At 69.4% G+C, this 24,707-nt stretch carries 25 protein-coding genes and 1 pseudogene; 8 read left to right on the top strand and 18 right to left on the bottom strand.

What is annotated here, in order from left to right:
- Window positions 1–35 precede the first annotated feature (35 nt).
- Window positions 36–875: a serine protease gene (locus OQ789_RS17440; RefSeq protein ID WP_324687297.1), complete on the bottom strand. Its 840-nt coding sequence runs from the start codon at window positions 873–875 to the stop codon at window positions 36–38.
- A 217-nt stretch (window positions 876–1,092) separates the two neighbouring features.
- On the opposite strand from OQ789_RS17440, the gene OQ789_RS17435 reads away from it, so the two are divergent.
- From OQ789_RS17435 to OQ789_RS17425, 3 genes and pseudogenes are all read left to right on the top strand, one after another.
- Window positions 1,093–2,064 (top strand): PAC2 family protein, encoded by a 972-nt coding sequence (locus OQ789_RS17435; RefSeq protein ID WP_324687296.1) that lies wholly within the window; start codon window positions 1,093–1,095, stop codon window positions 2,062–2,064.
- A gap of 63 nt (window positions 2,065–2,127) precedes the next feature.
- Entirely contained in the window at window positions 2,128–3,159 is a 1,032-nt protein-coding gene (locus OQ789_RS17430) for an alpha/beta hydrolase (protein ID WP_324687294.1), read from the top strand.
- A 36-nt stretch (window positions 3,160–3,195) separates the two neighbouring features.
- A pseudogene (locus OQ789_RS17425) lies at window positions 3,196–3,882 on the top strand (PhzF family phenazine biosynthesis protein).
- Window positions 3,883–3,908: 26 nt separating this feature from the next.
- Here the strand turns inward: OQ789_RS17425 and OQ789_RS17420 are convergent.
- The 3 genes from OQ789_RS17420 to OQ789_RS17410 all read right to left on the bottom strand — a co-directional run bounded on the left by OQ789_RS17420 (window position 3,909) and on the right by OQ789_RS17410 (window position 5,456).
- Window positions 3,909–4,394: a peroxynitrite isomerase gene (locus OQ789_RS17420; protein WP_324687293.1), complete on the bottom strand. Its 486-nt coding sequence runs from the start codon at window positions 4,392–4,394 to the stop codon at window positions 3,909–3,911.
- 12 nt (window positions 4,395–4,406) lie between these two features.
- Entirely contained in the window at window positions 4,407–4,871 is a 465-nt protein-coding gene (gene nrdR, locus OQ789_RS17415; protein ID WP_324687292.1) for a transcriptional regulator NrdR, read from the bottom strand.
- Between the two features lie 90 nt (window positions 4,872–4,961).
- On the bottom strand, window positions 4,962–5,456 hold the full coding sequence (locus tag OQ789_RS17410) for a hypothetical protein (protein ID WP_324687291.1): 495 nt from the start codon (window positions 5,454–5,456) through the stop codon (window positions 4,962–4,964).
- 293 nt (window positions 5,457–5,749) lie between these two features.
- Here OQ789_RS17410 and lexA point away from each other — a divergent pair, with 293 nt between their 5' ends.
- The gene (gene lexA / locus OQ789_RS17405; RefSeq protein ID WP_324687290.1) at window positions 5,750–6,448 is read left to right on the top strand and encodes a transcriptional repressor LexA; all 699 of its coding nucleotides are present in this window, start codon (window positions 5,750–5,752) and stop codon (window positions 6,446–6,448) included.
- A 15-nt stretch (window positions 6,449–6,463) separates the two neighbouring features.
- On the opposite strand, the gene OQ789_RS17400 is transcribed toward lexA, so the two are convergent.
- The 7 genes from OQ789_RS17400 to OQ789_RS17370 all read right to left on the bottom strand — a co-directional run bounded on the left by OQ789_RS17400 (window position 6,464) and on the right by OQ789_RS17370 (window position 15,483).
- Window positions 6,464–8,674, bottom strand: coding sequence for a hypothetical protein (locus OQ789_RS17400; RefSeq protein ID WP_324687288.1), 2,211 nt, complete (start codon window positions 8,672–8,674; stop codon window positions 6,464–6,466).
- A 387-nt stretch (window positions 8,675–9,061) separates the two neighbouring features.
- Window positions 9,062–10,222 carry an acyl-CoA dehydrogenase family protein gene (locus tag OQ789_RS17395; RefSeq protein WP_324687286.1) on the bottom strand — a complete coding sequence of 387 codons (1,161 nt, stop codon included), beginning with the start codon at window positions 10,220–10,222 and terminating at the stop codon, window positions 9,062–9,064.
- 150 nt (window positions 10,223–10,372) lie between these two features.
- The gene (gene hflX, locus OQ789_RS17390; RefSeq protein ID WP_324687285.1) at window positions 10,373–11,800 is read right to left on the bottom strand and encodes a GTPase HflX; all 1,428 of its coding nucleotides are present in this window, start codon (window positions 11,798–11,800) and stop codon (window positions 10,373–10,375) included.
- A gap of 46 nt (window positions 11,801–11,846) precedes the next feature.
- Window positions 11,847–12,722: a diaminopimelate epimerase gene (gene dapF / locus OQ789_RS17385; RefSeq protein ID WP_324687283.1), complete on the bottom strand. Its 876-nt coding sequence runs from the start codon at window positions 12,720–12,722 to the stop codon at window positions 11,847–11,849.
- Window positions 12,723–12,783: 61 nt separating this feature from the next.
- Complete coding sequence (gene miaA / locus OQ789_RS17380) at window positions 12,784–13,743, bottom strand: tRNA (adenosine(37)-N6)-dimethylallyltransferase MiaA (RefSeq protein ID WP_324687432.1); 960 nt, start codon at window positions 13,741–13,743, stop codon at window positions 12,784–12,786.
- Between the two features lie 8 nt (window positions 13,744–13,751).
- A complete protein-coding gene (locus OQ789_RS17375; RefSeq protein ID WP_324687282.1) occupies window positions 13,752–14,447 on the bottom strand; it encodes a hypothetical protein in 696 nt (231 codons plus the stop codon).
- 58 nt (window positions 14,448–14,505) lie between these two features.
- A complete protein-coding gene (locus tag OQ789_RS17370) occupies window positions 14,506–15,483 on the bottom strand; it encodes a DMT family transporter (protein ID WP_324687281.1) in 978 nt (325 codons plus the stop codon).
- 421 nt (window positions 15,484–15,904) lie between these two features.
- On the opposite strand from OQ789_RS17370, the gene OQ789_RS17365 reads away from it, so the two are divergent.
- Window positions 15,905–17,233: a DUF349 domain-containing protein gene (locus OQ789_RS17365; protein WP_324687280.1), complete on the top strand. Its 1,329-nt coding sequence runs from the start codon at window positions 15,905–15,907 to the stop codon at window positions 17,231–17,233.
- Here the strand turns inward: OQ789_RS17365 and OQ789_RS17360 are convergent.
- Genes OQ789_RS17360 through recA form a run of 4 tightly spaced genes read right to left on the bottom strand, consistent with a single transcriptional unit; the run spans window position 17,230 to window position 20,956 of the window.
- A complete protein-coding gene (locus OQ789_RS17360) occupies window positions 17,230–17,823 on the bottom strand; it encodes a hypothetical protein (RefSeq protein ID WP_324687430.1) in 594 nt (197 codons plus the stop codon). The two genes, OQ789_RS17365 and OQ789_RS17360, sit on opposite strands and share 4 nt — an antisense overlap.
- An 8-nt stretch (window positions 17,824–17,831) precedes the next feature.
- A complete protein-coding gene (gene miaB, locus OQ789_RS17355; protein ID WP_324687279.1) occupies window positions 17,832–19,364 on the bottom strand; it encodes a tRNA (N6-isopentenyl adenosine(37)-C2)-methylthiotransferase MiaB in 1,533 nt (510 codons plus the stop codon).
- A 52-nt stretch (window positions 19,365–19,416) separates the two neighbouring features.
- A complete protein-coding gene (gene recX / locus OQ789_RS17350) occupies window positions 19,417–19,938 on the bottom strand; it encodes a recombination regulator RecX (protein ID WP_324687278.1) in 522 nt (173 codons plus the stop codon).
- Window positions 19,904–20,956, bottom strand: a complete 1,053-nt coding sequence (gene recA, locus OQ789_RS17345) for a recombinase RecA (RefSeq protein ID WP_324687276.1) — start codon at window positions 20,954–20,956, stop codon at window positions 19,904–19,906. Before recA ends, recX begins: the two co-directional genes overlap by 35 nt.
- Before the next feature lie 176 nt (window positions 20,957–21,132).
- Between recA and OQ789_RS17340 the strand changes: the two genes are divergently transcribed.
- Entirely contained in the window at window positions 21,133–21,798 is a 666-nt protein-coding gene (locus tag OQ789_RS17340) for a (2Fe-2S)-binding protein (RefSeq protein WP_324687275.1), read from the top strand.
- Window positions 21,799–21,827: 29 nt separating this feature from the next.
- Here OQ789_RS17340 and OQ789_RS17335 read toward each other — a convergent pair whose 3' ends face one another.
- Genes OQ789_RS17335 through OQ789_RS17325 form a run of 3 tightly spaced genes read right to left on the bottom strand, consistent with a single transcriptional unit; the run spans window position 21,828 to window position 23,552 of the window.
- Entirely contained in the window at window positions 21,828–22,022 is a 195-nt protein-coding gene (locus OQ789_RS17335; protein ID WP_420716140.1) for a DUF3046 domain-containing protein, read from the bottom strand.
- 43 nt (window positions 22,023–22,065) lie between these two features.
- Window positions 22,066–22,338, bottom strand: coding sequence for a hypothetical protein (locus tag OQ789_RS17330; RefSeq protein WP_324687272.1), 273 nt, complete (start codon window positions 22,336–22,338; stop codon window positions 22,066–22,068).
- 47 nt (window positions 22,339–22,385) lie between these two features.
- Complete coding sequence (locus OQ789_RS17325; protein ID WP_324687271.1) at window positions 22,386–23,552, bottom strand: glycosyltransferase; 1,167 nt, start codon at window positions 23,550–23,552, stop codon at window positions 22,386–22,388.
- Window positions 23,553–23,595: 43 nt separating this feature from the next.
- Here OQ789_RS17325 and OQ789_RS17320 point away from each other — a divergent pair, with 43 nt between their 5' ends.
- On the top strand, window positions 23,596–24,030 hold the full coding sequence (locus tag OQ789_RS17320) for a limonene-1,2-epoxide hydrolase family protein (protein ID WP_324687270.1): 435 nt from the start codon (window positions 23,596–23,598) through the stop codon (window positions 24,028–24,030).
- Window positions 24,031–24,080: 50 nt separating this feature from the next.
- The coding region (locus tag OQ789_RS17315; protein ID WP_324687268.1) for an IS630 family transposase at window positions 24,081–24,707 on the top strand (627 nt) is incomplete at its 3' end.

Genomic DNA, 24,707 nt, shown 5'->3' with positions numbered 1-24,707 from the left:
ACCCGCCGCGCCCGGCTCCGCCGCGCTCGCGATCGTCACTGGCAGGCGTCTTGCAGGTCGTTCGGGACCGGATCGCCGGGCCCGCCTGACTCGGCGCGGGCCAGCAGCTCCGCGGTGTGCCCGTCGAACGGCGCCGAGTAGGACATGTTCGCGGCGCAGCCGCCCCGCTCGAGGCCACCGATCACCCCGATGAGCGAGGTGCCGCTGACCCAGGGCGCACCGCTGGTGCCGTCCACCAGCCCCTCGCACGCCAGCGCGGGAAAGCCGGTGTCGGTGACCGACGTGCTGGCCTGACACCCGATGGGTGAGCCACCGACTCCGGCCGGGTACCCCAGCACGGTGACGCGGCTGCCCGGCGGAGGCGTCACACCGAGCGTCAGCGCCAGGCCGGCCCGGGACTCGACGGGCGCGCCGGCGTCGTTGCTGACCCGGGCGATCGCGTAGTCGGCGTGCGGGTCCTTGTCGGCCGTCCACCGCGGGTCGAGGTAGACCGTGTCGGCCTTCCAGACATCGGCGGGACCAGGCGCGGCGTCGCCGACGAAACCGGGAACGAAGGTGATCAGCGAAGCCCCGGCCAGGCAGTGCGCGGCGGTCATGATCAGGTTGCCGCCCTTGGAATGCACCACCGAACCGGTGCACACGTGCAGCGGGCCGCCGTCGATGAAAATCGCCCCGATCCGCCGATCCGGCTCGACCGGACCCGCGACGGCCTTCTGCTCGGGCTGGCTGAGGCGCTGCACCGGGCCGCCGACGCGCGGGGCGGACACCGAGGGAGGCGACGCATGCTCGGCGGGGCGGTGACACGCCGACAACGACGTCGCCACCCCCACCACCGAGCAGAGCATCACCATCCGAATGCGCATCGCCTCAATCATGCCTGACCGGTGGGCGGCGAGCCGAGTTCCGCGCTTCGCGGTGCGCCCCCGGCCGGCCGGCGCATCCCCGGCTTTCGCCGGTGGATTACGCGACAGAATTGTGGCGTATGCGCTAACAGCGTGGACACGAAGTTCGCTGACAGATGTTGGTGCCGCGTGATTCGGGGGACACTGGGTAAGGCACCCTGGACACACCCTGGAGAGGAGGCGATCGGAGATGGCTCACCGCCAAGACCCGGATGACCAGTACCAGCCCGGGCAGGCCGGCATGTACGAGCTCGAGTTGCCGGCACCGCAGTTGTCGACGTCCGACGGCCGCGGTCCCGTGCTGGTGCACGCCCTGGAGGGCTTTTCCGATGCCGGCCATGCGATCAAGCTGGCGGCCGCGCACCTGAAGGCGGTGCTGGACACCGAGCTGGTCGCTTCCTTCGCGATCGACGAATTGCTGGACTATCGCTCGCGGCGGCCTCTGATGACGTTCAAGACCGACCACTTCACCCACTACGAGGATCCCGAGCTGAGCCTGTACGCCATGCGCGACACGATCGGCACGCCGTTTTTGTTGCTGGCCGGCATGGAACCGGATCTCAAGTGGGAGCGCTTCATCACCGCGGTGCGGCTCTTGGCCGAGCGCCTGGGCGTGCGCCAGACCATCGGCCTGGGCACGGTCCCGATGGCGGTGCCGCACACTCGGCCGACCACCATGACCGCACACTCGAACAACCCGGAGTTGATCGCCAACTTCCAGCCGTGGATCGCCGAGATCCAGGTTCCGGGCAGCGCGTCCAACTTGCTGGAATACCGGATGGGACAGCACGGCCAGGAGGTCGTCGGCTACACCGTGCACGTCCCCCACTACCTCACCCAGACCGATTACCCGGCCGCCGCCCAGGCGTTGCTCGAACAGGTCGCCAAGACCGCGTCGCTCGAGCTGCCGCTGACGGCGTTGGTCGAGGCGGCCGAGGTGATCCGGGCCAAGATCGACGAGCAGGTGGAGGCGAGCGCGGAAGTCGCTCAAGTGGTGGCCGCGCTCGAGCGCCAGTACGATGCCTTCATCGACGCTCAGGAGAACAGATCGTTACTGACTCGCGACGAGGACCTGCCGAGCGGCGACGAGCTGGGCGCAGAGTTCGAGCGATTTCTGGCCCAGCAGGCAGAGAAGAAGTTCGACGACGATGACAAGGCCTGACCCACTCAGCACGACGTCCTGACCACACCTCGGTTGGCCAGGCCCGACACCGAGGTTGGCGACATGACGGAGCGGAAGCGCAAGAGCACGCTCCGCCCGGTGCGTGAAGTGACCGCACCCCGACTCGAGTTCCGCACCATCCATGGCTACCGGCGCGCCTACCGCATCGCCGGTTCCGGGCCGGCGATTCTGCTGATCCATGGCATCGGCGACAACTCCACCACGTGGAATACCGTGCAGGCCAAGCTCGCCCAGCGTTTCACGGTGATCGCCCCGGATCTGCTCGGGCACGGGCAATCCGACAAGCCGCGCGCCGACTACTCGATCGCGGCATACGCGAACGGCATGCGCGACCTGCTCAGCGTCCTCGACATCGAGCGGGTCACCATCATCGGTCACTCTCTCGGTGGCGGCGTGGCAATGCAATTCGCCTACCAATTCCCGCATTTGGTGGAGCGGCTGATCCTGGTCGGCGCCGGCGGCGTGACAAAGGACGTCAACTTCGTCCTGCGCTGGGCGTCGCTGCCGATAGGCAGCGAGGCGATCGCACTGCTGCGGTTGCCGCTGGTGCTGCCGGCGGTTCAGATCATGGGACGCGTGCTGGGCATGGCGCTGGGCAGCAGCGGGCTGGGCCGTGATCTGCCCAATGTGCTGCGCATCCTCGACGACCTACCCGAACCGACGGCCTCCGCGGCGTTCAGCCGCACGCTGCGGGCGGTGGTGGATTGGCGCGGGCAGATCGTCACCATGCTCGACCGATGTTATCTGACCGAAGCCATCCCGGTGCAGATCGTTTGGGGCACAAAGGATGTGGTGGTCCCGGTCCGCCACGCGTGGATGGCACACGCCGCGATGCCGGGCTCCCGGCTCGAAATCTTCGAAGGCTCCGGGCACTTCCCCTTCCACGACGACCCGGCCCGCTTCATCGACGTCGTCGAACGTTTCATCGATTCCACCGGCGCCGCCGAATATGACCAGGCCAGCCTTCGCGCGCTGCTCCGCACCGGCGGCGGCGAACAGGCCGTCTCGGGCCCCGCCCCCACCCGCGTCGCGGTGCTCAACGCCATGGGCTCTGACGAGCGCAGCGCCACATGATCACCTCGTCCGGATCCCGCCCCGTACAGTCGGGTTATGGCGATCGTCGTGACGGTGCTGCGGGTGTTCACCAATCCGGCCGGGGATTTCGGTAACCCGCTGGGCGTGGTGGACGCCGGCCAGGTCGAGGTTGCCGACCGACAGCGGCTGGCGACCCAATTGGGCTAAAGCGAAACGGTTTTCGTCGAAGCCCCGTCGCCCGGCGCCACCACCGCGCACGCCACCATCTACACGCCCCGAACCGAATTGGCGTTCGCCGGCCACCCCACCGTCGGCGCGGCATGGTGGCTGCGCGAGAACGGCTCGCCGATCAACACCCTGCGGGTGCCGGCCGGGATCGTGCAGGTGAATTACGACGACGATCGCGCCGGTATCAGCGCCCGCGCGGAATGGGCGCCGGATTTCGCCTTACACGAATTCGCTTCGGCCGAAGAGGTTTTGATTGCCGATCCGGCCGACTATCCCGACGACACCGCGCACTACCTGTGGGCCTGGACCGACCGGTCGGCAGGCTCGCTGCGGGTGCGCATGTTCGCGGCAAACCTCGGTGTGGCCGAGGACGAGGCCACCGGATCGGCGGCGATGCGGATCACCGAGCACCTGAGCCGGAGCCTGCGGATCACCCAGGGCAAGGGCTCCGTCATCGACACCACGTGGAGTGCCCAGGGTTGGGTGGCGGTGGCCGGACAGGTCGTCAATGACGGTGTGCGACAACTTGATTGACGACGGCGTAGCCGGCGGCTGAGCGTTCAGCGCTGCCGGTGCAGTACGGCGGCGAGGTGGTCCTGCAGCGGTTGCCCCACCGCCCCCATCTGCACCGTGTAGGAGAACTCGTCGCCGTCGATGCGAATCGAACGACCGAGCGCCGTCACCTCTTTGGCGCTGGGTGTCCGACCGATCACCGTGGCGGACAGCTGCATCTCGATGAGGTCACCGGTGACCGAATAGCTGCCGACGTCGATTTCAGTGACCCCGGTGGGATGCGCCAGAACCAGTTCGACGTGACCCGGTTGGGGCACGCGCAGGTATCCGATCTCGGCGTGCAGCGGCCTGCCATCGGCTACCGCCTTGGTTTTTTGCGAGTAGGCCAGGAACGGTTTGCCGACATGGGCGAACGCGACTTCCTCGAGGTAGTCGAAGGGCTCGATCGTCGGGTACTTGCCTGCACCCCGGCCGGACCAGGCGCCCAGGAGCGGGGCCAGTGCCGCAATGTCGGGATGCAAGTCAGGGGACATGAAACCGGTCCGTCAGCCGGGGGTGGCCACGTTGCGGTGATCGCGCAGCGCCTGGATCTCGCGTTCGAAATCGTCGGCGGACTCGAATGACCGATACACGGAGGCGAATCGCAGGTACGCCACCTCGTCGAGATCGCGTAGCGGCCCCAGAATGGCCAGGCCGACCTCGTGGCTGGGGATCTCCGGCGAAGCCGTGGCGCGCACGGTGTCTTCGACCTGCTGGGCCAGCAGGTTCAGTGCGTCGTCATCGACCTGGCGCCCCTGGCAGGCCCGGCGGACGCCGCTGATCACCTTGTCCCTGCTGAACGGCTCGGTGACGCCGCTGCGCTTGACCACCGCCAGGACCGCCGTCTCCACGGTGGTGAAGCGTCGTCCGCACTCGGGACAGGATCGGCGACGCCGGATGGCCTGGCCTTCATCGGTTTCGCGGGAGTCGATCACCCGAGAGTCGGGGTGGCGGCAGAACGGACAGTGCATGACCGCTCCTTCATCGCGCCGACAAGGTACCGCAGGACTCTGAGCGTACCTGCGCGCGGATCGGCACCGTCACCGGAGCGGCCGGGGTGTTCAGCCGACCGGAGCGATCAGGGCCTGGCCCGCCAGCAGATCGGGCGAGTGCAGATCGTTGAGTTCGCGGATGCGGTCGGCGACCTGAGTGGTCGGGGCGTCGGGCGCCACCCGGTGCGCGAAGTCCTGCAGCGACTCCCCCGCGTCGACGCGGACGACGGCGAGCCGGTCCGGGATGTGGGCCGCCGCGGTGGTGGAGCCTCCGTTGAGCACCTGCCCGACGTTCGCGACCAGACCCAGCCACAGCGTGATCGCCCCCGCTGCCAGCGCCAGCCCGATGGTCGACGCCCACGTGGCGGCACGCCTGCGGTGCGGAGCCACCGACATCGCCACCCCGGCGCCGTGGTAGCGCATCGCCGCTCCGGTCGGCCGCGACGGCGCGGGCCGGCGAGCGCGGCCCAGGCCGTCGTGGCCGTAGCGGGCACCCTGGGCGGGTCCCTTGAGCGGGCGCCGAAGACTGCTGGTACGCGGCGCGGGCGTGTGGATGACTGTCATCTTCGTTCCTCCGGTCAACTAGCTCTCGCTCGTGTGTTCGATTTTAGTCGCTTGTATGTTCGAAACCCGAACATTTGAGCGAAGCGTGTCGCACGGGCAAAACGCTAGATCACACCACCGACAAGTTCGTCGGCTCTTAGCACTGTCACCACGCCTGGATACCCGATCTCGCCAAGAGTTACACACTTGTGATTCACCTGGCTTTCGGCCGTTTCCGCGGCCGCACCCACGGCGCGACACGCCACTCGAACACATGTTTGATTCTTGCACGCGGTGCGGCTACATTCAGTGCCATGGGCGACAGCAACGACACTTCATCGGCCGGCCCCGGGGGTCGGCTGCACTCCGTGGACTCCTCGCTGACCGAGCGGCAGCGCACCATTTTGAATGTCATCCGCGCCTCGGTCACCAGCCGCGGCTACCCGCCGAGCATCCGGGAGATCGGCGACGCCGTGGGTCTGACCTCGACGTCGTCGGTGGCGCATCAGCTGCGCACCCTGGAGCGCAAGGGCTACCTGCGCCGCGACCCAAACCGGCCACGAGCGGTCGACGTCCGCGGGGCCGACGACGACGTGGCGGCGCCCGGCACCGAGGTGGCCGGCTCGGACGCCCTGCCGGAACCCACGTTCGTCCCGGTGCTCGGGCGCATCGCGGCCGGCGGACCCATCCTCGCCGAAGAGGCCGTCGAAGACGTCTTTCCCCTGCCGCGCGAACTGGTCGGCGAAGGCACGCTCTTCCTGCTCAAGGTGGTCGGTGACTCGATGGTCGAGGCCGCGATCTGTGACGGCGACTGGGTGGTGGTCCGTCAGCAGAACGTCGCCGACAACGGCGACATCGTCGCCGCGATGCTCGACGGCGAGGCCACCGTCAAGACGTTCAAACGCGCCGGTGGCCAGGTGTGGCTGATGCCGCACAACCCCGCGTTCGACCCCATCCCCGGCAACGATGCGAGCGTGCTGGGCAAGGTCGTCACAGTCATCCGCAAGGTCTGACGCGACAAGCCCGAGTCAGTCGGCTCTGGTGAAGCCGTTGGCCAACGCGACTTCTTCGCTCGACAACCAGATTTCGGCGAGCGTGTCCTGATAAAGGTCGCTGCCCGGCAGGTAGTACAGGCCGTACCGAGCGCTCGCCTTGATCGGGTATCCGTCGGGCGCCTGGTACGGGTCATCGAGCGGCAGGTGGATCGTCGGTCGCCCGTCCGGTCCTGCCAGGCCATTCTCCGAACCGTCCTCGGTGTCCGCGGCGGCATGCCGTCCGCTTCGCGCCGTAGTCCCGACCGCGGCGGCATCGGCGACGACGGCCTCCAACGCAGCGGTGTCCTCGGCTGTGTCCTCGGCTGTGTCCTCTTGAGGCGCAGCGGTTTCCGGCGCGCCGGCCAGAGGTTCGCCGTCCGGCGGGGTGTGGGCAACGGCGACGTCGGGAAGCTCGTCTGCGGGAAGCTCGTCCGCCGGGTACGCCTCGTCTGCCGGAAGCTCCTCTGCCGGATACGCCTCGTCGGCGTAGCCGACGTCGAGGTCGTCGGCGTCGGCGTCGGCGGCGTCGTCGACAGTCTCGGGCTCGGCGACCTCGGGAACGTCGTCGGTGTAGTCGGTGTAGTCGGCTCCGGCGTCGGAGTAGTCGGTCTCTGCCAGCATGTCCTCGGAGACGACGGGGATCGAGTCGGTGTCGACGGCATCGGGGTCCTCTGCCTCGAGCCCCTCGAACGCGTAGTCGCTTTCGGCGGGGACCTGACGTTGCCAGCTGACCCGGCCGGCGTTCGGTTCCGGTTCCTGCTGCAGCGGCGCGCCGAGCGCGAACGACTCGGGGTCGGAATCGTCGCGTCCCCATTGCTCGTCGGCGTCGTAGCCGGGGCTTTCGCCGTCGGGCGCAACGCCCAGGGCGTCCTCGTGCGCGGGCCGGCGCCGCCGCCCCGCGGACAGCCACACCAGCAGCACGAGCAGCGCCAGCACCGGAATGGCGACCATCAGCCACCACCAGTGCCAGGCGAACTTCTTGGCATGCGCGGGCAGGGCCGAATTGCTCGGCTGGTTCTGGCCCGACACCTGCAGGCCGGACAGCAGCGGCGCCAGGTTGGCCGGCTCGGTGCTGAACGTGTTCTTCGCCCGGTTCCACGAGACCTTGCCGCCGGTGAACTGCTGCGAGACCACGTCGCCGCTCACGGCCTGGTCGCCGACGGGCGCACCGAGCTTGCCGGCCGGAGCGCGCAGCTTGTCCCATGCGGCCCTCATCGCTCCGCGTACCACGAAGGCGCCGTGGTCGGACGTCCAGAAGATCACCGGTTTGTCGGCGGCCGAGAAGGTGGCGATCCGGCTGGCAGGCCCTATGCCGCCGTCGGTTTCGTTAGTGGTAGGCAATCCCAGGTCGCTGCCGGCCGGTCCGCCCAGCGACTCGTATTTGGCCAGGATGTCGCTCTCGAGGGCGTTCGCGCCGGTGGCCGGGGTGAAGAACACCTTGCCGCCGGCGAAGTTCTGGGCGATACCGTCGCCGCCGACGGGATACTGGCCGCCCTGCTTGGCACCCAGCGGCCCCGCCGGTCCGCCCGCCGCGCGCCACGCGGTGTTGATCGCCGCGGTGGGATCGACCGCCACCTGCAGGCCCTTCAGCTGGTCGGCCAGCCCCGGCGGTTCGGTGGTGAACTGCTTGGCCTGCCGGTTCCAGGAGACCTGGCCGCCGCTGAACTTCTGCGAGGACACCTCGCCGTTGTAGGTCTCGTCGCCGACCGGCACCCCGAGAACCCCGCCCGAGCTGCCCAGCTTGTCCCACGCGGTGTTCATCGCGCCGCGCACCACGAAAGCGCCGTGCTCGGGCGTCCAGAAAATCACCGGCTTGTCGCTGGCCGAGAAGGTGACCACCCGGCTGTCCGGACCGGAGAGACCCGGCACCTCGTTGATGGCCGGGAAGCCCAGATCGCTGCCCGCCGGACCGCCCAGCGACTCGTACTTGTCCAGGATGGGGCCGTAGGCGAATTTGGCCCCGGTGGCCGGGGTGAAGAACATCTTGCCGCCGTCGAAGTCCAGGGCGAAACCATCCCCGACGGGGTAGACGTCGCCTTTACGGGCGCCCAGTGGTGAGGTGTCGCCGCCGGCCTTGTCCCACGCGGCCATGATCGCCGCCTCGGCGTCGCCTATCGGACTCGCTACCGCGGTGGGGGCCAGCAATACCGCGGTCAGTGCCGTGGTCGTCAAACTGACCAGCGCGCTTCCGATCAGCCTGCGCATGTGACCTCTCTGCACCTTCACCAAGCCTCCCAGCCGGCGGATACGGCTCTGTCTGCGGCTCACTTGCTCGCGCGGGAAATGGACCCGAGCACGATCAGCCTTTCTTCGGGCTCGCACAACTTTGCTCCAGCCAACAAGATATGCGAAGTCAAATTACGAATTTTATAAAAACGGATACCACACCGATGTCGAAATGATGCCGGCCCATGGCCGAATCGCGACCCCGCCGCGGCACGCGTTCGCACCGCGTTGCGAACACCGCACAGAACGACGACGGACACACACCGGGCAACCACGCCGAAACGCACCCGCTACCCCATTGCAGGTTGGTCGCGTGCCGGACCCGGCGGCGGGCAAATGCCGAACCGCTATCCAGCAAACGAAGAGCTAAACGCCGAGGCTGCGCCCGATGATTTCCTTCATGATCTCGGTCGTGCCGCCGTAGATGGTTTGCACCCGGGCATCCAGATAGGCACGGGCAACGGGATATTCACGCATGTAGCCATAGCCGCCGTGCAACTGCAGGCACCGATCGATCAGGTGCACCTGCTTTTCGGTGCTGTACCACTTGGCCATCGCGGCCTGCTCGGCCGTCAGCTGGTGATCCAGGTGCAGTCGGACGAATTCGTCGACCATCATGCGCACCACGGTCGTCTCGGTCGCCAGCTCGGCGAGCACGAAGCGGCTGTTCTGGAAGCTGCCGATCGGCTTCCCAAATGCCTTGCGCTCCTTGGTGTACTGCAGCGTCTGCTCGAGCACCTGCTCCATGGCCGCGGCGGCCATGATGGCGATCGAGATGCGTTCCTGCGGCAGGTTCTGCATGAGGTAGATGAACCCCATGCCTTCCTCGCCCAGCAGGTTTTCGGCCGGCACGTGCACATCGGTGAACGACAGCTCGGCCGTGTCTTGGGCGTCGAGCCCGATCTTGTCCAGGTGGCGTCCGCGCTCGAAGCCCTCCATGCCGCGCTCGACGGCGAGCAGCGAGAAGCCCTGGGACCCCTTGTCCGGGTTGGTCTGTGCGACCACGAGCACCAGGTCGGAGTTGATTCCGTTGGTGATGAAGGTCTTTGAGCCGTTGAGCACGTAGTGGTCGCCCTGCTTGACCGCGCGGGTCTTGATGCCCTGCAGGTCGCTGCCGGTTCCGGGCTCGGTCATCGCGATCGCCGTAATCAGCTCTCCGGTGCAGAATTTCGGCAGCCAGCGTTGCTTCTGCTCCTCGGTGGCCAGGGCCAGCAGGTAGGGCGCCACGATGTCGTTGTGCAGGCCGAAGCCGATGCCGCTGTAGCGGCCGAAGGTGGTCTCCTCGGTGATGATCGTGTTGTACCGGAAGTCGCCGTTGCCGCCGCCGCCGTACTCCTCGGGCACCGCCATGCCGAGGAAGCCTTGCTTGCCGGCCTCGAGCCACACCCCGCGGTCGACGATCTTCGCCTTCTCCCACTCCTCGTGGTACGGCGCCACGTGGCGCTCGAGGAAGCCCCGGTAAGACTCACGGAACAGGTCGTGCTCTGACTCGAAAAGAGTGCGCTGGTATTTGACGGCGCTGCTCATGTAAGACCTCCGGCGCTCGGGATTTCTGCAGCCCAAGATATACCAACCGGACGGTTGGTCGGCGCACGCCGGGGTGTTGCGGCGTCGCCCCCAGGCGAATGGGCTGCCCCAAGCTGCGCGGATCCGTCCGTTACGGAATGCTCACGGCCCTCAGTGCGCCGAGAACTCGCGCAGCCGGCCCGCCAGGGCCATCGGCACCCGCGCCTTGATGCGGGTGCCCTCGGCGTTGTGCTCCTGGTGCTGGATGCGCCCGTCGGCGTGCAGGCGGGCCACCAGGTCGCCGCGGTGGTACGGGATCACCACGTCCACGGCGGTGTCGGCCGGGACGGCGAGCTTGGCGATCCGGCGGCGCAGGGCGTCGATCCCGTCGCCGGTGCGCGCGGAGACGAACACGGCACCCGGCAGCGCGTGACGGAGCTTGGCCAGCGCCAGGTCGCTCGCAGCGTCGACCTTGTTCACCACCAGCAGCTCCTGCGGCGCCTCGCCGCCGTAGTCGGCGAACACCTCGGAGACCACCTGACGGACCGCGTTGATCTGCGCCAGCGGGTTGACGTCGGAGCCGTCGACGACGTGCACCAACAGGTCGGCGTCGACGACCTCTTCCAGCGTGGAGCGGAAGGCCTCGACCAGCTGGGTAGGCAGGTGCCGGACGAACCCGACGGTGTCGGTGATCACGAAGGGCCGACCGTCCTCGAACTCGGCGCGCCGGGTGGTGGGCTCCAGGGTGGCGAACAACGCGTCCTGAACCAGCACCCCCGCCCCGGTCAGCGCGTTGAGCAGGCTCGACTTGCCGGCGTTGGTGTACCCGACGATGGCGATCGAGGGCAGGTCGCTGTGCACCCGCCGGCTGCGCTGGGTGTCGCGGACCTGCTTCATGTCCTTGATCTCGCGGCGCAGCTTGGCCATGCGTTCGCGGATGCGCCGCCGGTCGGTCTCGATCTTGGTCTCACCGGGACCGCGCAGGCCCACGCCTCCCCCGCTGCCGCCGGCACGGCCACCGGCCTGCCGCGACATCGACTCACCCCAGCCGCGCAGCCGCGGCAGCATGTATTCCATCTGGGCCAGCGCGACCTGCGCCTTGCCCTCCCGGCTGGTGGCGTGCTGGGCGAAGATGTCGAGGATCAACGCCGTGCGGTCGATGACCTTGACCTTCACCGCTTTTTCCAGCGCGGTCAGCTGCGCCGGGGACAGCTCGCCGTCGCAGATGACGGTGTCGGCGCCCGTCGCCACGACCACCTCGCGCAGTTCGGCGGCCTTCCCCGACCCGATATACGTCGACGGGTCGGGCTTGTCGCGGCGCTGGATCAGCCCTTCGAGCACCTCGGAGCCGGCGGTTTCGGCCAGGGCGGCGAGCTCGGCCATGCTGGCCTCGCTGTCCGCGGCGGTGCCATCGGTCCACACGCCCACCAGCACCACCCGCTCGAGCCGGAGCTGGCGGTATTCGACTTCGGAGACGTCGGTGAGTTCGGTCGACAGGCCGGCGACGCGGCGCAGCGCCGACCGATCTTCCAAGGCGAGTTCGCCCGTGCTGGGCTCCGCGATTCCCGGAGCATGGTCACGAATTTCAGGTTCTGTCATAGGCAATACACGATGATGCACGCGAAAACGACGTCGCGCACCTGATTTAACGCTGCTGCTGCTCGCGCCACCATTCCGCGCTGAGTTCGCCGTGGGCCACCAGGACGGACGGTCCGCGCAGAAAGCTGGTGGCGGCGGTGATGGTGACGACGACCGCGCCGCCGGGCACGCGAACGGTCAAGGTGCCTGTCGCCTCCCCCGCCCCGGCCAGCGCGGCGACCGCGGCCGCGACCGTTCCGGTGCCGCACGAGCGTGTTTCTCCCACACCCCGCTCGTGCACCCGCATGTGCACCGCCCCATCCGCCGGGGCGGTGAGGACCTCGACATTGACCCCGTCCGGGAATTGGGCGGGATCGAAGCTCACCGGAGCCGCCACGTCCAGCGCCGCCAGCGCCTCGGCCGTCAGCCGCGGGTCCACGCAGGCCAGGTGGGGATTGCCCACGTCGACCGCCAGGCCCGAGAACCGCCTGCCGCCCACGATCGCGTCGCCCGGGCCGAGGGTGTTGGCTTTGCCCATGTCGACGCTGATGTCCGCGCCGCAGCCATCGATGCGATGCACCGCGACCGGCCGTGGGCCGGCCAGCGACCCGACCACGAATTCGTCGCGGGTTTCCATGCCGCTGGCGCGCAGGTAGTGCGCGAAGACCCGTACGCCGTTGCCGCACATCTGGGCGACGGACCCGTCGGCGTTGCGGTAGTCCATGTACCAGTCATCGGGGCCCACTCCGTCGGGCACCCGGTCGAGCACGCCCGCCGACACCGCCGCACCGGCGGTGGTGACGCGCAGCACCCCGTCGGCGCCCAGCCCGCGGCGCCGGTCGCACAGCGCGGCCACTCGCGACGCGGTCAGGCTCAGGTCGGCCTGCGGGTCGGACAGCACCACGAAGTCGTTCTCGGTGCCGTGGCCTTTCGCGAAGATCATCGCGCCACTCCTCCGATCCCGGCTACGCCGGCATCATCGTCGTCGGCGTGATTCACCTGCTTCAGGATACGTGGCGCCACGCCCGCACGGCGGCGGCGACGATGTCGGCGCGCTCGGCCGGGGTGGCCGCGCCGACATCGAGCCACCGCACGCGGTGATCGCGGCGGAACCAGGACCGCTGGCGCCGGACGTAGCGACGGGTGCCGACGAAGGTCTGCTCCCGCGCGTCCCGCAATCGATCGGCGCTCGGGCCCGCCGGACCGCCCTCATCCAGCGCCGCCAGCACCTGGGCGTAGCCCAGCGCGCGCGCCGCGGTAACCCCGTCGCGCAAGCCCTTGCCCACCAGCGCGACCACCTCACCGACCAGGCCCTGGTCGAACATGGCATCGGTGCGACGGGCCAGCCGCTCATCGAGAAGCGTTGTGTCGCAGTCCAACCCGATGATGACGGTGTCCCACCTGGGGACGCCGATCTGCGGTGCGGAGGCGGCGAACGGCGCACCGGTCAGCTCGATCACCTCCAGCGCCCGCACCGTGCGCCGGGCGTCGGTGGGCAGGATGGACGTGGCGGCGGCGGGATCGCGACGGGCCAGCTCGGCGTGCAGCGCGCCGACCCCGATGTCGGCGAGCCGCCGCTCCCACCGCGCGCGCACCGCGGGATCGGTGGCGGGAAACGACCAGTCGTCGAGCAGCGACTGGATGTAGAGCATCGAGCCGCCCACGATGATCGGCAGCGCGCCGCGGGCCGCGATCGCTTCGACGTCGGCGGCGGCCGCGCCCTGATAGCGGGCGACCGTCGCGGTCTCGGTGATGTCGAGGACGTCGAGCTGGTGATGGGCGATGCCGCGGCGGGCGTCGACGGGCAGCTTGGCGGTGCCGATGTCCATGCCGCGGTAGAGCTGCATCGCGTCGGCGTTGACGATCTCGGCGCCCACACCGAGCCGTTGCACCCGCTCCACGACCTCGAGGGCCAGCTGCGACTTACCGGTGCCGGTGGGTCCGATTATCGCCAGGGGGCGCACGGCGGCCGTCACAACTGCCAGGCGCCGGCGAAGTAGCCCACGCCGTAGGGCGCTCCGCGGTACAGCTCCTTGGCCGATCGGGGTCCGGGCTCGGCCAGCCCGGCCAGCACCTGAAAGGCGACCCGCCCCAGGATCTGGCGCGGCAGGCGGCGCAGCGCGGCGATATCGCCGCTGGCCAGCGCGTCGTCCAAGGCATCTTGGGCGTCCGCATTGCCTGGGTCGTATCCACCGGGGGCCGCAGGTGTCAGCGTGTTCGCGCCGTCGGCCACGACCAGCACCCCGACCGGCTCGGGCAGCCGGTCGAGCTCGGCGCGCAGGTCTTTGCCGCGGCGCACTGCGATGTCGTCGTCGTGGTCGGCGCAGTAGACGCGGACCTGCGCGCCGGCGTGCGGCTGCGCCTGGCCGCGCACCCAGCCGGCCAGCAAGGCGCACACCGGAAACGCCACCGGCGGCGCGGTGTCCTCGCCGGGCTGCGGCGACAGCCGCACGCGCACGTCCACACCGAAACCCGCGAAGGTGCCCACCGCGTCGGAGTCCAGCACGTCGTCCTCGGGGCCCGTCCCGATCGCCACCCAGCGGTCGGGCAGCAGCGCGGCCGCGGCTAGCGTGGCCGCGGCCAGGTCGGCCACCTCGGCGGCCGCCGCCCCGGCGAGCTCGGGAACCAGGACCGGCGCCGACGGGACGATCGCAATCGCGCTCAGCACGCCACCAAAGTAACGTGACCGCACCCGCGGCCCGGCATCAGTTCGGTGTGTGCCGGCGTCAGCGGCGGAAGCTGTCCGCCACCACCAGGCGGTCACTGAAGGGGCCGACGCCGTCGTCCTCGGCAAACCCTGGGGCCGCTGCTTCCCGCAGGACACCATCGGCCTCCTGGTCGGCCCGGTCGATGGTGGCCGCTTCGCCGCGGGCCAGCGCGATCGTCGCGACGATGACCACCGCGACCGCGCCGGCCAGCACGAACGCCCGGACACCGCCGGCGTTCAGCGTCTCGCCCAGCACCAGCACCCCGAGCAGGCCGGCGACCACCGGCTTGGCCACCGTCATCGTCGGCAACGACGCGGTCAGCGCGCCGGCGCGGAAGGCCGATTGCTGGAAGATCATCCCGGCGAGGGCCACCAGCAGCCAGGGCACGAACTCCGGCGACGTGAGCACCCGCAGCAGGCCGTTCTCGGACATCTGGACGACACCCTTGGTGAGCACCGCGAACAGCGCCAGCGAGGACCCCGCCACCACCGCGAGCAGCACGGCGGAGAACGGGCTGCCGGCGCGCAGTCGCGCGGCCACCACGCAGGCGACCAGCAGCGGCACCATGACGACGGCGACGATGATCCAGGTCTGCAGCGGCGCGCGCTGCTCACCGGGCGCCGGGTCGCCGACGATGATGACCACGGCCAGCGCGGCGGCCAAAGTGAGCGCCCACATCCATTCCCGCGGCTTCACCCGGTGGTGCGCCAGCCGCGCGTAGATGGGCAGGGCAAACAGCAGCGCCGCCACCTGCAGGGCGGTGACCAACACGACCGAACCCCACGCCAGCGCTGCCGCCTGCAGGCTGTAGTTGGTGATCGCGGCCAGCCCGCCCAGCCACCACCGGGTGTCCCGGAGCGACATGCGGAACAGCTCCAGGTGACCGACCTGCTTGTCGGTGATCTCCTGCGCGGAGCGCTGCCGGATCACGTCGCCGACGGCCGATGCCAACGCCGCGCATAAGGCAAGCAATGCTGCGACATCAACTTTCGACATTCTCGACCCTTCCACCGCGTGACCGTCCGACCCAGCTTTCCCCGACACGCGAGCAAATACACGCACGATTTGCGTTCAGTTCAACTACAAATTCATGACGTTTCACACGCTGGTGACCGCGCCGCAGGCAACCATTCAACTAAGTACGTCATCAACCTATGTAACGCGTGGGATAACTCTGTGAAAACGACACAGGTGCCCGGTGAAACGGCGCCCGGGCCGCGGGCTGGCAAACGACGGCGGGCGCACCGAATGGCAAGGTGGCGGCGCGTGCCGGAGCAAGCTGCTTGAATACTGTTGAGCGGCTGTTGGGAGACCCGGCCCCGGGTTCTCAGCAGACGCAGCAGACGGTGCCGCTACGCGCGGCAGGCGCGCGGCCACGGACCGTGCGAAAGGGTTGTGAAAGGGTAGTGACGAGCGCATGACGGCTGACGAGCCTCGCGACGATTCAGCTCGGCCCGCGCCGCGCCCGGGACCGCGTCCCGGTCCCCGGCCGACGCCGCGCCCTACCACCGTTCACCCGCTGGCGATGCCGCCGCGCAGCGATCCGCACCGATTCGGGCGCGTGGAAGAGGACGGCACGGTGTGGCTGATCAGCTCCGCCGGGGAGCGCATCGTCGGCTCCTGGCAGGCCGGCGATCGGGAGGCGGCGTTCGCCCACTTCGGGCGGCGCTTCGACGACCTGGCCACCGAGGTCACCCTGATGGAGGAGCGCCTGGCGTCCGGGACGGCCGACGCGCGCAAGATCAAGGTTCATGCGTCCGAGCTGGCTGAGACGTTGCCGACGGCGGCCGTGCTGGGCGATATCGATTCGCTGGCGGCCCGGCTGACCACCGTGGCCGAGCACGCCGAGGCGGCCGTCGCCGCGGAGCGCTCCCGGCGTGAGGAGTATCGGGCCACCCAGACCGCCCGCAAGGAGGCGCTGGCCGCGGAGGCCGAGGAACTGGCCGCCGACTCGACGCAGTGGAAGGCCGCGGGCGACCGGCTCCGCGAGATCCTCGACGAGTGGAAGACCGTCAGCGGGGTGGACCGCAAAGTCGACGACGCGTTGTGGAAGCGCTATTCCGCTGCCCGCGAGGCCTTCAACAGGCGGCGCGGAGCGCACTTCGCCGAGCTGGACCGGGAGCGTTCGGGGATTCGTCAGGCCAAGGAACGCCTGTGCGAGCGGGCCGAAGCGCTGTCCGACTCGACGGACTGGACCGCGACCAGCGCCGAGTTCCGCAAGCTGCTGACCGAGTGGAAGGCGGCCGGCAGGGCGACCCGTGAGGTCGACGACGCCCTGTGGCGGCGTTTCAAGGCGGCCCAGGACGTGTTCTTCACCGCGCGCAACGCCGTGACGGCCGAAAAGGACGCCGAGTTCCGCGCCAATGCGACCGCCAAGGAGGCGCTGCTGACCGAGGCGGAGAGGCTTGACACCAGCAACCACGACGCGGCCCGCGCGGCGCTGCGCACCATCACCGAGAAGTGGGACGCGATCGGCAAAGTCCCGCGCGAGCGGTCCGCGGACCTGGAACGGCGACTGCGCTCGGTCGAGAAGAAGGTGCGCGAAGCCGGTGACGTGGGTTGGTCCGACCCCCAGGCGCAGGCCCGGGCCGAGCAGTTCGCGGCGCGCGCCGAGCAGTACGAACAGCAGGCCCAGAAGGCCGCGGCCGCGGGGCGGACCAAGGAAGCCGAAGAGGCCACCGCCAACGCCGAGCAGTGGCGGCAGTGGGCTCAGGCGGCGGTCGAGGCCCTGACCCGCAAGCCCTAGCCGCCGTCGGACCCCGTGGTGGGGCCGGGACCGTCCAGGCCGTCGAGCAGGCCGATTGACTGCTGCGCCGCCGCGACGCGGCGCCGCTGCTCCTCGGCGGCGAGTTGCACGATGGTGCGCGACCAGACCACGCGCGCCCAGTGGTAGGTGAGCACCAGCACGGTGAGCCAGGCGACGATCAGGCCCCAGCCCGGCCCGGGGTGTCCCGCGGCCACCGTCTGACGCGACCAGATCGCCAGCAGGCCCGCGGCGCCCGCAATCGCCGTGCCCGCCAACGCAACCCAGGCCAGCGCCCAGCGTCGCGTCACCAGCGCCAGCATCGAGAAGCCCACGCCGAACACCAGCGCCAGCCAGCCGAACACCCGTGACGGCAGCCCGACCGCGGCCGCACCGGCGCCGTGGCTACCGAACAGCACGTCCCAGCCGCGCACGTCACCGGTGTGCGGCAGGATGAACGATCCCAGCAGCACGAACACCAGGATCGACACGAAGAAGGCCCGCGGGCCGGGGTCGATTCCGCGCGCCACCCGGCGCTCGGCGGCCTCGATCTCGGTCCGCAGGGCACCGAGCTGTGTGTCGTCGTTGTTCATCTCGTTTGTCACAGCGCACATCCAAGGGGTTCGGGCGGGCCGGTGGGCGGCCCGACGGCGGGCATGCCGAGGCCGATGCCGCGCGGGCGCTGCCCGGCGGCATGCGCATCACCCGCCCGGGTACGGCGATGCGTGACGACGCCCGCGTCGGCGATGAGGTGGTGAGGCGCGGCCGCGGTGACCACCGTGGTGATGATGTCCCCGGGTCGGGTGCCGGCGGGCGTGTCGACTGCGAAGTGCACCAACCGGCCGTCGCGGGCGCGCCCGGTCATCCGCGCGGTGCGGCTGTCCTTGCGCCCTTCGCCCGTGGCGACCAGCAGTTCGACGGTCTGTCCGATCAGGGCCTGGTTACCCTGAAGCGAAATCGATTCCTGCAGTTCGACCAGCCGTTCATAGCGTTCCTGCACAACGGCTTTCGGGATCTGCCCGTCGAGTTCGGCGGCCGGGGTGCCGGGCCGCTTGGAGTACTGGAAGGTGAACGCGGCCGCGAAGCGGGCCCGGCGCACCACGTCGAGCGTCGCCGCGAAGTCCTCTTCGGTCTCGCCGGGGAATCCGACGATCAGGTCGGTGGTGATGGCGGCGTGCGGCATGGCGGCCCGGACGCGGTCGATGATGCCGAGGTAGCGCTCGGCGCGGTAGGACCGTCGCATCGCGCGCAGCACCGGGTCGGATCCGGACTGCAGCGGCATGTGCAGGGCCGGGCAGACGTTCGGCGTCTGCGCCATGGCCTCGATGACGTCGTCGGTGAACTCGGCAGGGTGCGGCGAGGTGAACCGCACCCGCTCCAGCCCGTCGATGTCGCCGCAGGCGCGCAGCAGGCGGGCGAAGGCGCCGCGGTCGCGGGGTAGGCCCGGGTCGGCGAAGGACACCCCGTAGGCGTTGACGTTCTGGCCCAGCAGCGTCACCTCGAGCACGCCGTCGTCGACCAGCGAGGCGACCTCGGCCAGGATGTCGTCGGGACTGCGGTCGACCTCTTTGCCCCGCAGCGCGGGGACGATGCAGAACGTGCAGCTGTTGTTGCACCCAACCGACACGGAAACCCAAGCGGCATAAGCGGATTCGCGCGCGCTGGGCAGCGACGACGGGAACTCCTGCAGCGCCTCGGCGATTTCCACCTGGGCGACCCTGTTATGCCGGGCCCGTTCCAGCAGCGTGGGCAGCGACCCGATGTTGTGGGTGCCGAAGACGACGTCGACCCAGGGCGCCTTGCTCAGCAACGCCTCCCGGTCTTTCTGGGCCAGGCAGCCGCCGACGGCGATCTGCATCGCGGGGTTGCCGCGCTTGCGCGGCGCGAGGTGGCTGAGGTTGCCGTACAGCTTGTTGTCGGCGTTCTCCCGGACGGCGCAGGTGTTGAACACCACCACGTCGGCGTCGCCGAAATCCGAACTCTCGGCGGCCCGCCGGTATCCGGCCGCCTCCAGCAGGCCCGCCAACCGCTCCGAATCGTGGACGTTCATCTGGCAGCCATAGGTGCGGACCTGGTAGGTGCGCGCGGACGCGGCGTCGTCCGCCACGTCCTCGCGCGCCACCGATGAAGTCACGGGGCCATGGTACGGCGACCGGTCGGCGCACGAGAAACCGCACGTCATGGGCCTAGACCCGGCGGCGCTCCCGCTCGCAGGCCAGCTCGCCGAATACCACCTCGCACGCCAAGTTCTGGTCGTAGCCGCGTCGCGCCAACATCCCGACCAGCCGACGGGCCACCCGCGCGTTGTCGCCGTCGAGGCGCTCACGTCTGAGCCTGGACCGCACCAACTGCTCCGCCTTGTGCCGTTCGGCGCCGGCGCTGATCCCGGCCAGCGTCGAGGTGACCACGTCGTCGTCGATGCCCATGGTGTGCAGCTCGGCGGACAGGGCACGCTTGCTTTTCCCGGCGTTCGCCCGTCGGGACTGCACCCACTGCGCGGCGAAGTCGGCGTCGTCGATCAGACCGACGGAGGCCAACCGGTCGAGCACCCGCTCACTGACGTCGTCGGGATACCCGCGCTTGGCCAGCCGGCCGTGGAGTTCGGCACGAGTGCGCGCTCTCGCGGTGAGCAGGCGCAGGCACAGCGCCCGCGCCTGCTCTTCGCGGGAGGGCTCAGAAGTCGACGGGGGCGGGCAGGACGCCGTCATCGGACAAGTCATCGGTCACGACCGCGCCAATACCGAGCTTTTCCTTGATCTTCTTCTCGATCTCGTTGGCGACTTCGTCGTTTTCCATCAAGAAGGTGCGGGCGTTCTCCTTGCCCTGGCCGAGCTGCTCGCCCTCATAGGTGAACCAGGAACCGGACTTGCGGATGAAGCCCTGCTCCACACCCATGTCGATCAGCGAGCCTTCCCGGCTGATGCCCTGGCCGTAGAGGATGTCGAACTCGGCCTGCTTGAAGGGCGGCGCCACCTTGTTCTTGACGATCTTGACCCGGGTGCGGTTACCGACCGCGTTGGTGCCGTCCTTGAGCGTCTCGATCCGGCGCACGTCCATGCGCACCGACGCGTAGAACTTCAAAGCCTTTCCACCGGTGGTGGTTTCGGGGCTGCCGAACATCACCCCGATCTTCTCGCGCAGCTGGTTGATGAAAATCGCGGTGGTGCCCGAATTGTTCAGCGCGCCAGTCATTTTCCGCAAGGCCTGGCTCATCAGCCGGGCCTGCAGCCCGACGTGGCTGTCGCCCATCTCACCTTCGAGCTCGGCGCGCGGCACCAGCGCGGCCACCGAGTCGATGACCAGAATGTCCAGGGCGCCGGAGCGGATCAGCATGTCGGCGATCTCGAGGGCCTGCTCCCCCGTGTCGGGCTGGCTGACCAGCAGGGAATCGGTGTCCACGCCGAGCTTCTTGGCGTACTCCGGGTCCAGGGCGTGCTCGGCGTCGATGAAGGCGGCGACGCCGCCGGCGGCCTGGGCATTGGCCACCGCGTGCAGGGCGACGGTGGTCTTACCCGAGGATTCCGGGCCGTAGATCTCCACAACCCGGCCGCGGGGCAGCCCGCCGATGCCCAAGGCCACGTCCAGTGCGATGGATCCGGTGGGGATGATCGAGATCGGCTGGCGCGTCTCGTCGCCGAGACGCATCACTGAGCCTTTGCCGTAACTCTTTTCGATCTGGGCCATCGCCAGTTCGAGAGCCTTCTCGCGGTCGGGGGCTTGCGCCATGGTGTCTCTCCTATAGTCGGTGTTCGTCTGACCGGTATCGGTCGGTTGTCGGTGACACTAGAGAGGGCCACCGACAAGTTGACTGCCGAACGTTGACCACAGTAGCCGAACAGGTGTTCGATCCGGTTTCGACACGCCGCGCGGGCACCATTGCGAAAGGCCGGCCCAGAAAACGCATGGACATTTCCGCGGAGTTGTCCGAAATCGCGTCCTACGGGGGTTTCTTCGCGCTGACCGTCGGCAGCGACACCGCCGGATGGCACCCCGTCACCCGCGACTACGCCAGCGGCTGCGCCGACCTGATCGATGCCACCGTCCGGCGTTACCGCACCGACGACCTGCGGATCGGCGCCTCTCTGGTCCACCTCGGCCACGCCGCCCGGCTGTGGTCACCGGTGCTGGCGTGCGCAATCGGTCACGGCGTCCTGCCCGACCTCGACGACCTGCAACGCGCCGACGACGGCGCGCAGCTGCGGCTGCCCGACCCCGTCGGGGAACCCGTCACCTCCCCCGCGCCCGAGGCGCTGTATCGCATCGTGGTGACCGAACACCTGCGGCCGCTCGGCGCCGGCCTGCCGGTCAGGCTGGCGCCCGCCCTGCTCGCGGGCAACATCGCCTCCGCGCTGGTCGGGTCCGCGCGGGCCCTGCTTTCGGCGCGGCCCGAGCTGCGGCCGGCGATCGGGCACATGACCCGGTCGCTGTTGGACACCGGCGTGATGGCCGGATCCGGCGTCCTCCGCGGCCCGCAGCTGGCCTTCCGGCGTCGCAGCTGCTGCCTGTTCTACCGCCTGCCCGGGGGCTCGCTATGCGGTGACTGCGGGTTGCGCCGGACGCGGCCGTAAAGCCGGCATGCGGGTGGGCGACGGCGCGATCACCACTGGTCCCGGGGTACGTCGAAGTCCACGCACAACGCCCGCCAGACGTCGCGCGGCTCGATTCCCGCCTCGATCGCCTGGTCGGCCGTGCGTCCGCCGAAGCCGGTCAGCACGTGATCCGCCAGGACCGACGAACCGTAGGTGGTCCCGAAGCGCAGGACGACCCGCTCGTGAAACTCCGTTAGCCGCACGCCAGTCAACATACCCAGCCCGCAACCGTCGGACACCTGGCCGCTACCTCCAGCTGGCCGGCAGGTCGATGATGTGGTTGGGGCAGTCCTCCTGCACCGCAATGGACATCACGTCGCGCGCGCGTTGGGCCGACATGGTGGCGCGCAACTGCATGAAGGCGTATTCGGCAGGGGCGAATCCCTGTTCGGCGGCGGCCGGATCGTCCATCAACTGGCAGGCCCGCTGTTCCTCGGGACTGTCGGCGTGCGCGACGGCGGCGCCGGCCAGCGCGCCCGCCAGCACCGCGCCGGCGGCGATTGTAGTGATGATTCGCATCGGATGCCTCCCGCCGAAGCATAAGTCGGCCGGGGCGGCGGGGCGGATCATCGCGCCGCCGCGAGGGCGTCGCGGCACACCCGGACCGGATCGGCGACGTCGGCGATGCCCGCCGCCGCCGTCTGCGCCGCCGCCCGGCAGCGCGGCGACGACAGCACCTCGTTGACCGCGGCCACCAGCGCGTCAGCGCTCAGCGGCCGGATCAGCCGGGCGCTGCCCTGGCGCAGCACCCGGTTGGCGATCTCCCATTGGTCGCCGCCGCCGGGCACCACCACCAGCGGTAGACCGGCCAGCAGCGTCTTGGCCACCATGCCGTGGCCGCCGCCGCAGACCACCAGGTCGGCGTGCGCCAGCAGCTCGTCCTGGCGGCCCAGCCCGACCGTCGCCCACGGGGGCACCGTCAGCTCCGGTCCGTCCAGCCGCGACACCAGCAGGCGCGAGCCCGCCGGGACGGTCTTGCCCGGCGTCAGGCATCCCAGCGCGACCTCGGCGAGGCCCTCGGTCCCGATCACCGCGGTCGACGGCGCAACGACCACCACCGGCCCGCAACCGGCCGGGACCTGCAGGATCCGATCGGTCGGCTCGAAGTGCAACGGGCCGACGACGACGGCCTCGGCGGGCCAGTCGGGGCGCGGCACTTCCAGCGCGGGCAGCGTCGCGATCAGCCGCCGCAGCGGCCCGGGGTCACGCGCCGGCAGCCCGATCTCGACGCGCGAGACCGCGCGCTGCCGCAGGCCCGCGCGCACGGAGCGCCCCGTCAGCGCGCGCATGACCGCATCGCGCAGCCGGCCCCGGATGCCGATGCCCGGTGCCAGCCCGCTGCCTATCGGCGGCAGTCCCTTCGACGGCAGGTACAGCGGATGCGGGTTGAGTTCGATCCACGGGATGCCCAGCAGTTCGGCGGCCATCCCGCCGCCGGCGGTGATGACGTCGCTGACCACCAGGTCGGGCGCCAGCTCGCGCAGCGCGGGCACGTTGAGCACGGCCATCCGCGCGGCGCGCCGGTGGATCCTGGCCCCGGCGTCGACGTCGTCGTCGGTGGCTTTGAGCCCGTCGAGCTCGACGGCGTCGATGCCGGCGCCGCGGGCGGTGTCGAGCCATTCGGCGCCGGTGAACAGCGTGGGCTCGTCACCGGCTTCGGAAAAGCGTTGGCACAGCGCGATAGCCGGGAACGAATGCCCGGGGTCCGGCCCGGCGACCACGGCGACACGCATCCGAACTACCCTGCCACAGCCGCACTCGAATACGCTGGCAACCATGACTGAGCTGACTCAGACGACAACCGGTGACAATGTCCGCACCGTTGAGGGATTTTTGAACGCCCTGCAGGACGCGGATTACGAGGCCGCCGACGCCGCGCTGGCCGACGATCTGGTCTACGAGAACGTCGGCCTGCCCACCATCCACGGCCGGGCCAGGGCGATGAAGCTGTTCCGCCAGATGGACGGCCGCGCCGCCTTCGAGGTGAAAATCCATCGCATCGCGGCCGACGGCGGCGCGGTGCTCACCGAACGCAGTGACGCGCTGATCTTCGGCCCGCTGCGGCTGCAATTCTGGGTTTGCGGCGTGTTCGAGGTGAATGACGGGCGAATCACGTTGTGGCGGGATTACTTCGACTTCTACGACATGCTCAAGGCCACCGCGCGCGGTGTGGCGGCGCTGGTGCTGCCGTCGCTCAAAGCGACATTCTGACCCTCTAGTGTCCTGAGTCATTAATTGCAATGTAGTTGTTAAACTGGGTTGTGCCGACGCCTCATGCCGCCGAGATTGTGTTGACCGCTGACGAGCGGGCCGAGTTGGAGGGGTGGGCGCGGCGCCGCACGAGTGCGGCTGGATTGGCGATGCGGGCGCGAATTGTGTTGGCAGCCGCTGATGGTGGCTCGAACACCGAGCTTGCCGACCGGTTGGAAATGTCGATCACCACGGTGCGACGTTGGCGTAATCGGTTCGCTGAGCGACGCCTGGACGGGTTGGTCGATGAACCCCGTCCGGGTCGACCACGAGTCGTCGGCGATGACCGGATCGAGGCGTTGATCGCCGCAACTTTGGAGACCACCCCGCCGGATGCCACGCACTGGTCGACGCGCTCGATGGCGTCTCATTTGGGGTTGAGCCAGTCCATGGTGTCGCGGGTGTGGCGTGCGTTCGGACTGGCTCCGCATAAACAGGATTCCTGGAAGCTGTCCAAAGATCCGTTGTTCGTGGCCAAGGTCCGTGACGTCGTGGGCCTCTATCTCAATCCACCCGAACGGGCCTTGGTGCTGTGCGTAGACGAGAAAACCCAGATCCAGGCGCTCAACCGCACCCAGCCGATCTTTCCGATGCTGCCCGGCACCCCGGCACGCGCTAGCCATGACTACGTCCGCCAC

Source organism: Mycobacterium sp. 94-17 (genome assembly GCF_035617725.1).
In the GTDB taxonomy this organism is placed as follows: Bacteria; Actinomycetota; Actinomycetes; order Mycobacteriales; family Mycobacteriaceae; genus Mycobacterium.
Note: the sequence above shows the minus strand (reverse complement) of the source record. Positions and strands in the feature narration are given on the sequence as shown.

Bases quoted from the DNA above. Each gene is read 5' to 3' on its own strand.
- hflX (WP_324687285.1), bottom strand. From the start codon at position 11,800: ATGACAGAACCTGAAATTCGTGACCATGCTCCGGGAATCGCGGAGCCC.
- OQ789_RS17420 (WP_324687293.1), bottom strand. From the start codon at position 4,394: ATGTCCCCTGACTTGCATCCCGACATTGCGGCACTGGCCCCGCTCCTG.
- OQ789_RS17330 (WP_324687272.1), bottom strand. From the start codon at position 22,338: ATGCGAATCATCACTACAATCGCCGCCGGCGCGGTGCTGGCGGGCGCG.
- OQ789_RS17435 (WP_324687296.1), top strand. From the start codon at position 1,093: ATGGCTCACCGCCAAGACCCGGATGACCAGTACCAGCCCGGGCAGGCC.
- OQ789_RS17430 (WP_324687294.1), top strand. From the start codon at position 2,128: ATGACGGAGCGGAAGCGCAAGAGCACGCTCCGCCCGGTGCGTGAAGTG.
- OQ789_RS17320 (WP_324687270.1), top strand. From the start codon at position 23,596: ATGACTGAGCTGACTCAGACGACAACCGGTGACAATGTCCGCACCGTT.
- OQ789_RS17370 (WP_324687281.1), bottom strand. From the start codon at position 15,483: ATGTCGAAAGTTGATGTCGCAGCATTGCTTGCCTTATGCGCGGCGTTG.
- OQ789_RS17395 (WP_324687286.1), bottom strand. From the start codon at position 10,222: ATGAGCAGCGCCGTCAAATACCAGCGCACTCTTTTCGAGTCAGAGCAC.
- OQ789_RS17360 (WP_324687430.1), bottom strand. From the start codon at position 17,823: ATGAACAACGACGACACACAGCTCGGTGCCCTGCGGACCGAGATCGAG.
- OQ789_RS17410 (WP_324687291.1), bottom strand. From the start codon at position 5,456: ATGACAGTCATCCACACGCCCGCGCCGCGTACCAGCAGTCTTCGGCGC.
- OQ789_RS17440 (WP_324687297.1), bottom strand. From the start codon at position 875: ATGATTGAGGCGATGCGCATTCGGATGGTGATGCTCTGCTCGGTGGTG.
- dapF (WP_324687283.1), bottom strand. From the start codon at position 12,722: ATGATCTTCGCGAAAGGCCACGGCACCGAGAACGACTTCGTGGTGCTG.
- OQ789_RS17340 (WP_324687275.1), top strand. From the start codon at position 21,133: ATGGACATTTCCGCGGAGTTGTCCGAAATCGCGTCCTACGGGGGTTTC.
- OQ789_RS17400 (WP_324687288.1), bottom strand. From the start codon at position 8,674: ATGCGCAGGCTGATCGGAAGCGCGCTGGTCAGTTTGACGACCACGGCA.
- nrdR (WP_324687292.1), bottom strand. From the start codon at position 4,871: ATGCACTGTCCGTTCTGCCGCCACCCCGACTCTCGGGTGATCGACTCC.
- recX (WP_324687278.1), bottom strand. From the start codon at position 19,938: ATGACGGCGTCCTGCCCGCCCCCGTCGACTTCTGAGCCCTCCCGCGAA.
- OQ789_RS17325 (WP_324687271.1), bottom strand. From the start codon at position 23,552: ATGCGTGTCGCCGTGGTCGCCGGGCCGGACCCCGGGCATTCGTTCCCG.
- OQ789_RS17365 (WP_324687280.1), top strand. From the start codon at position 15,905: ATGACGGCTGACGAGCCTCGCGACGATTCAGCTCGGCCCGCGCCGCGC.
- recA (WP_324687276.1), bottom strand. From the start codon at position 20,956: ATGGCGCAAGCCCCCGACCGCGAGAAGGCTCTCGAACTGGCGATGGCC.
- lexA (WP_324687290.1), top strand. From the start codon at position 5,750: ATGGGCGACAGCAACGACACTTCATCGGCCGGCCCCGGGGGTCGGCTG.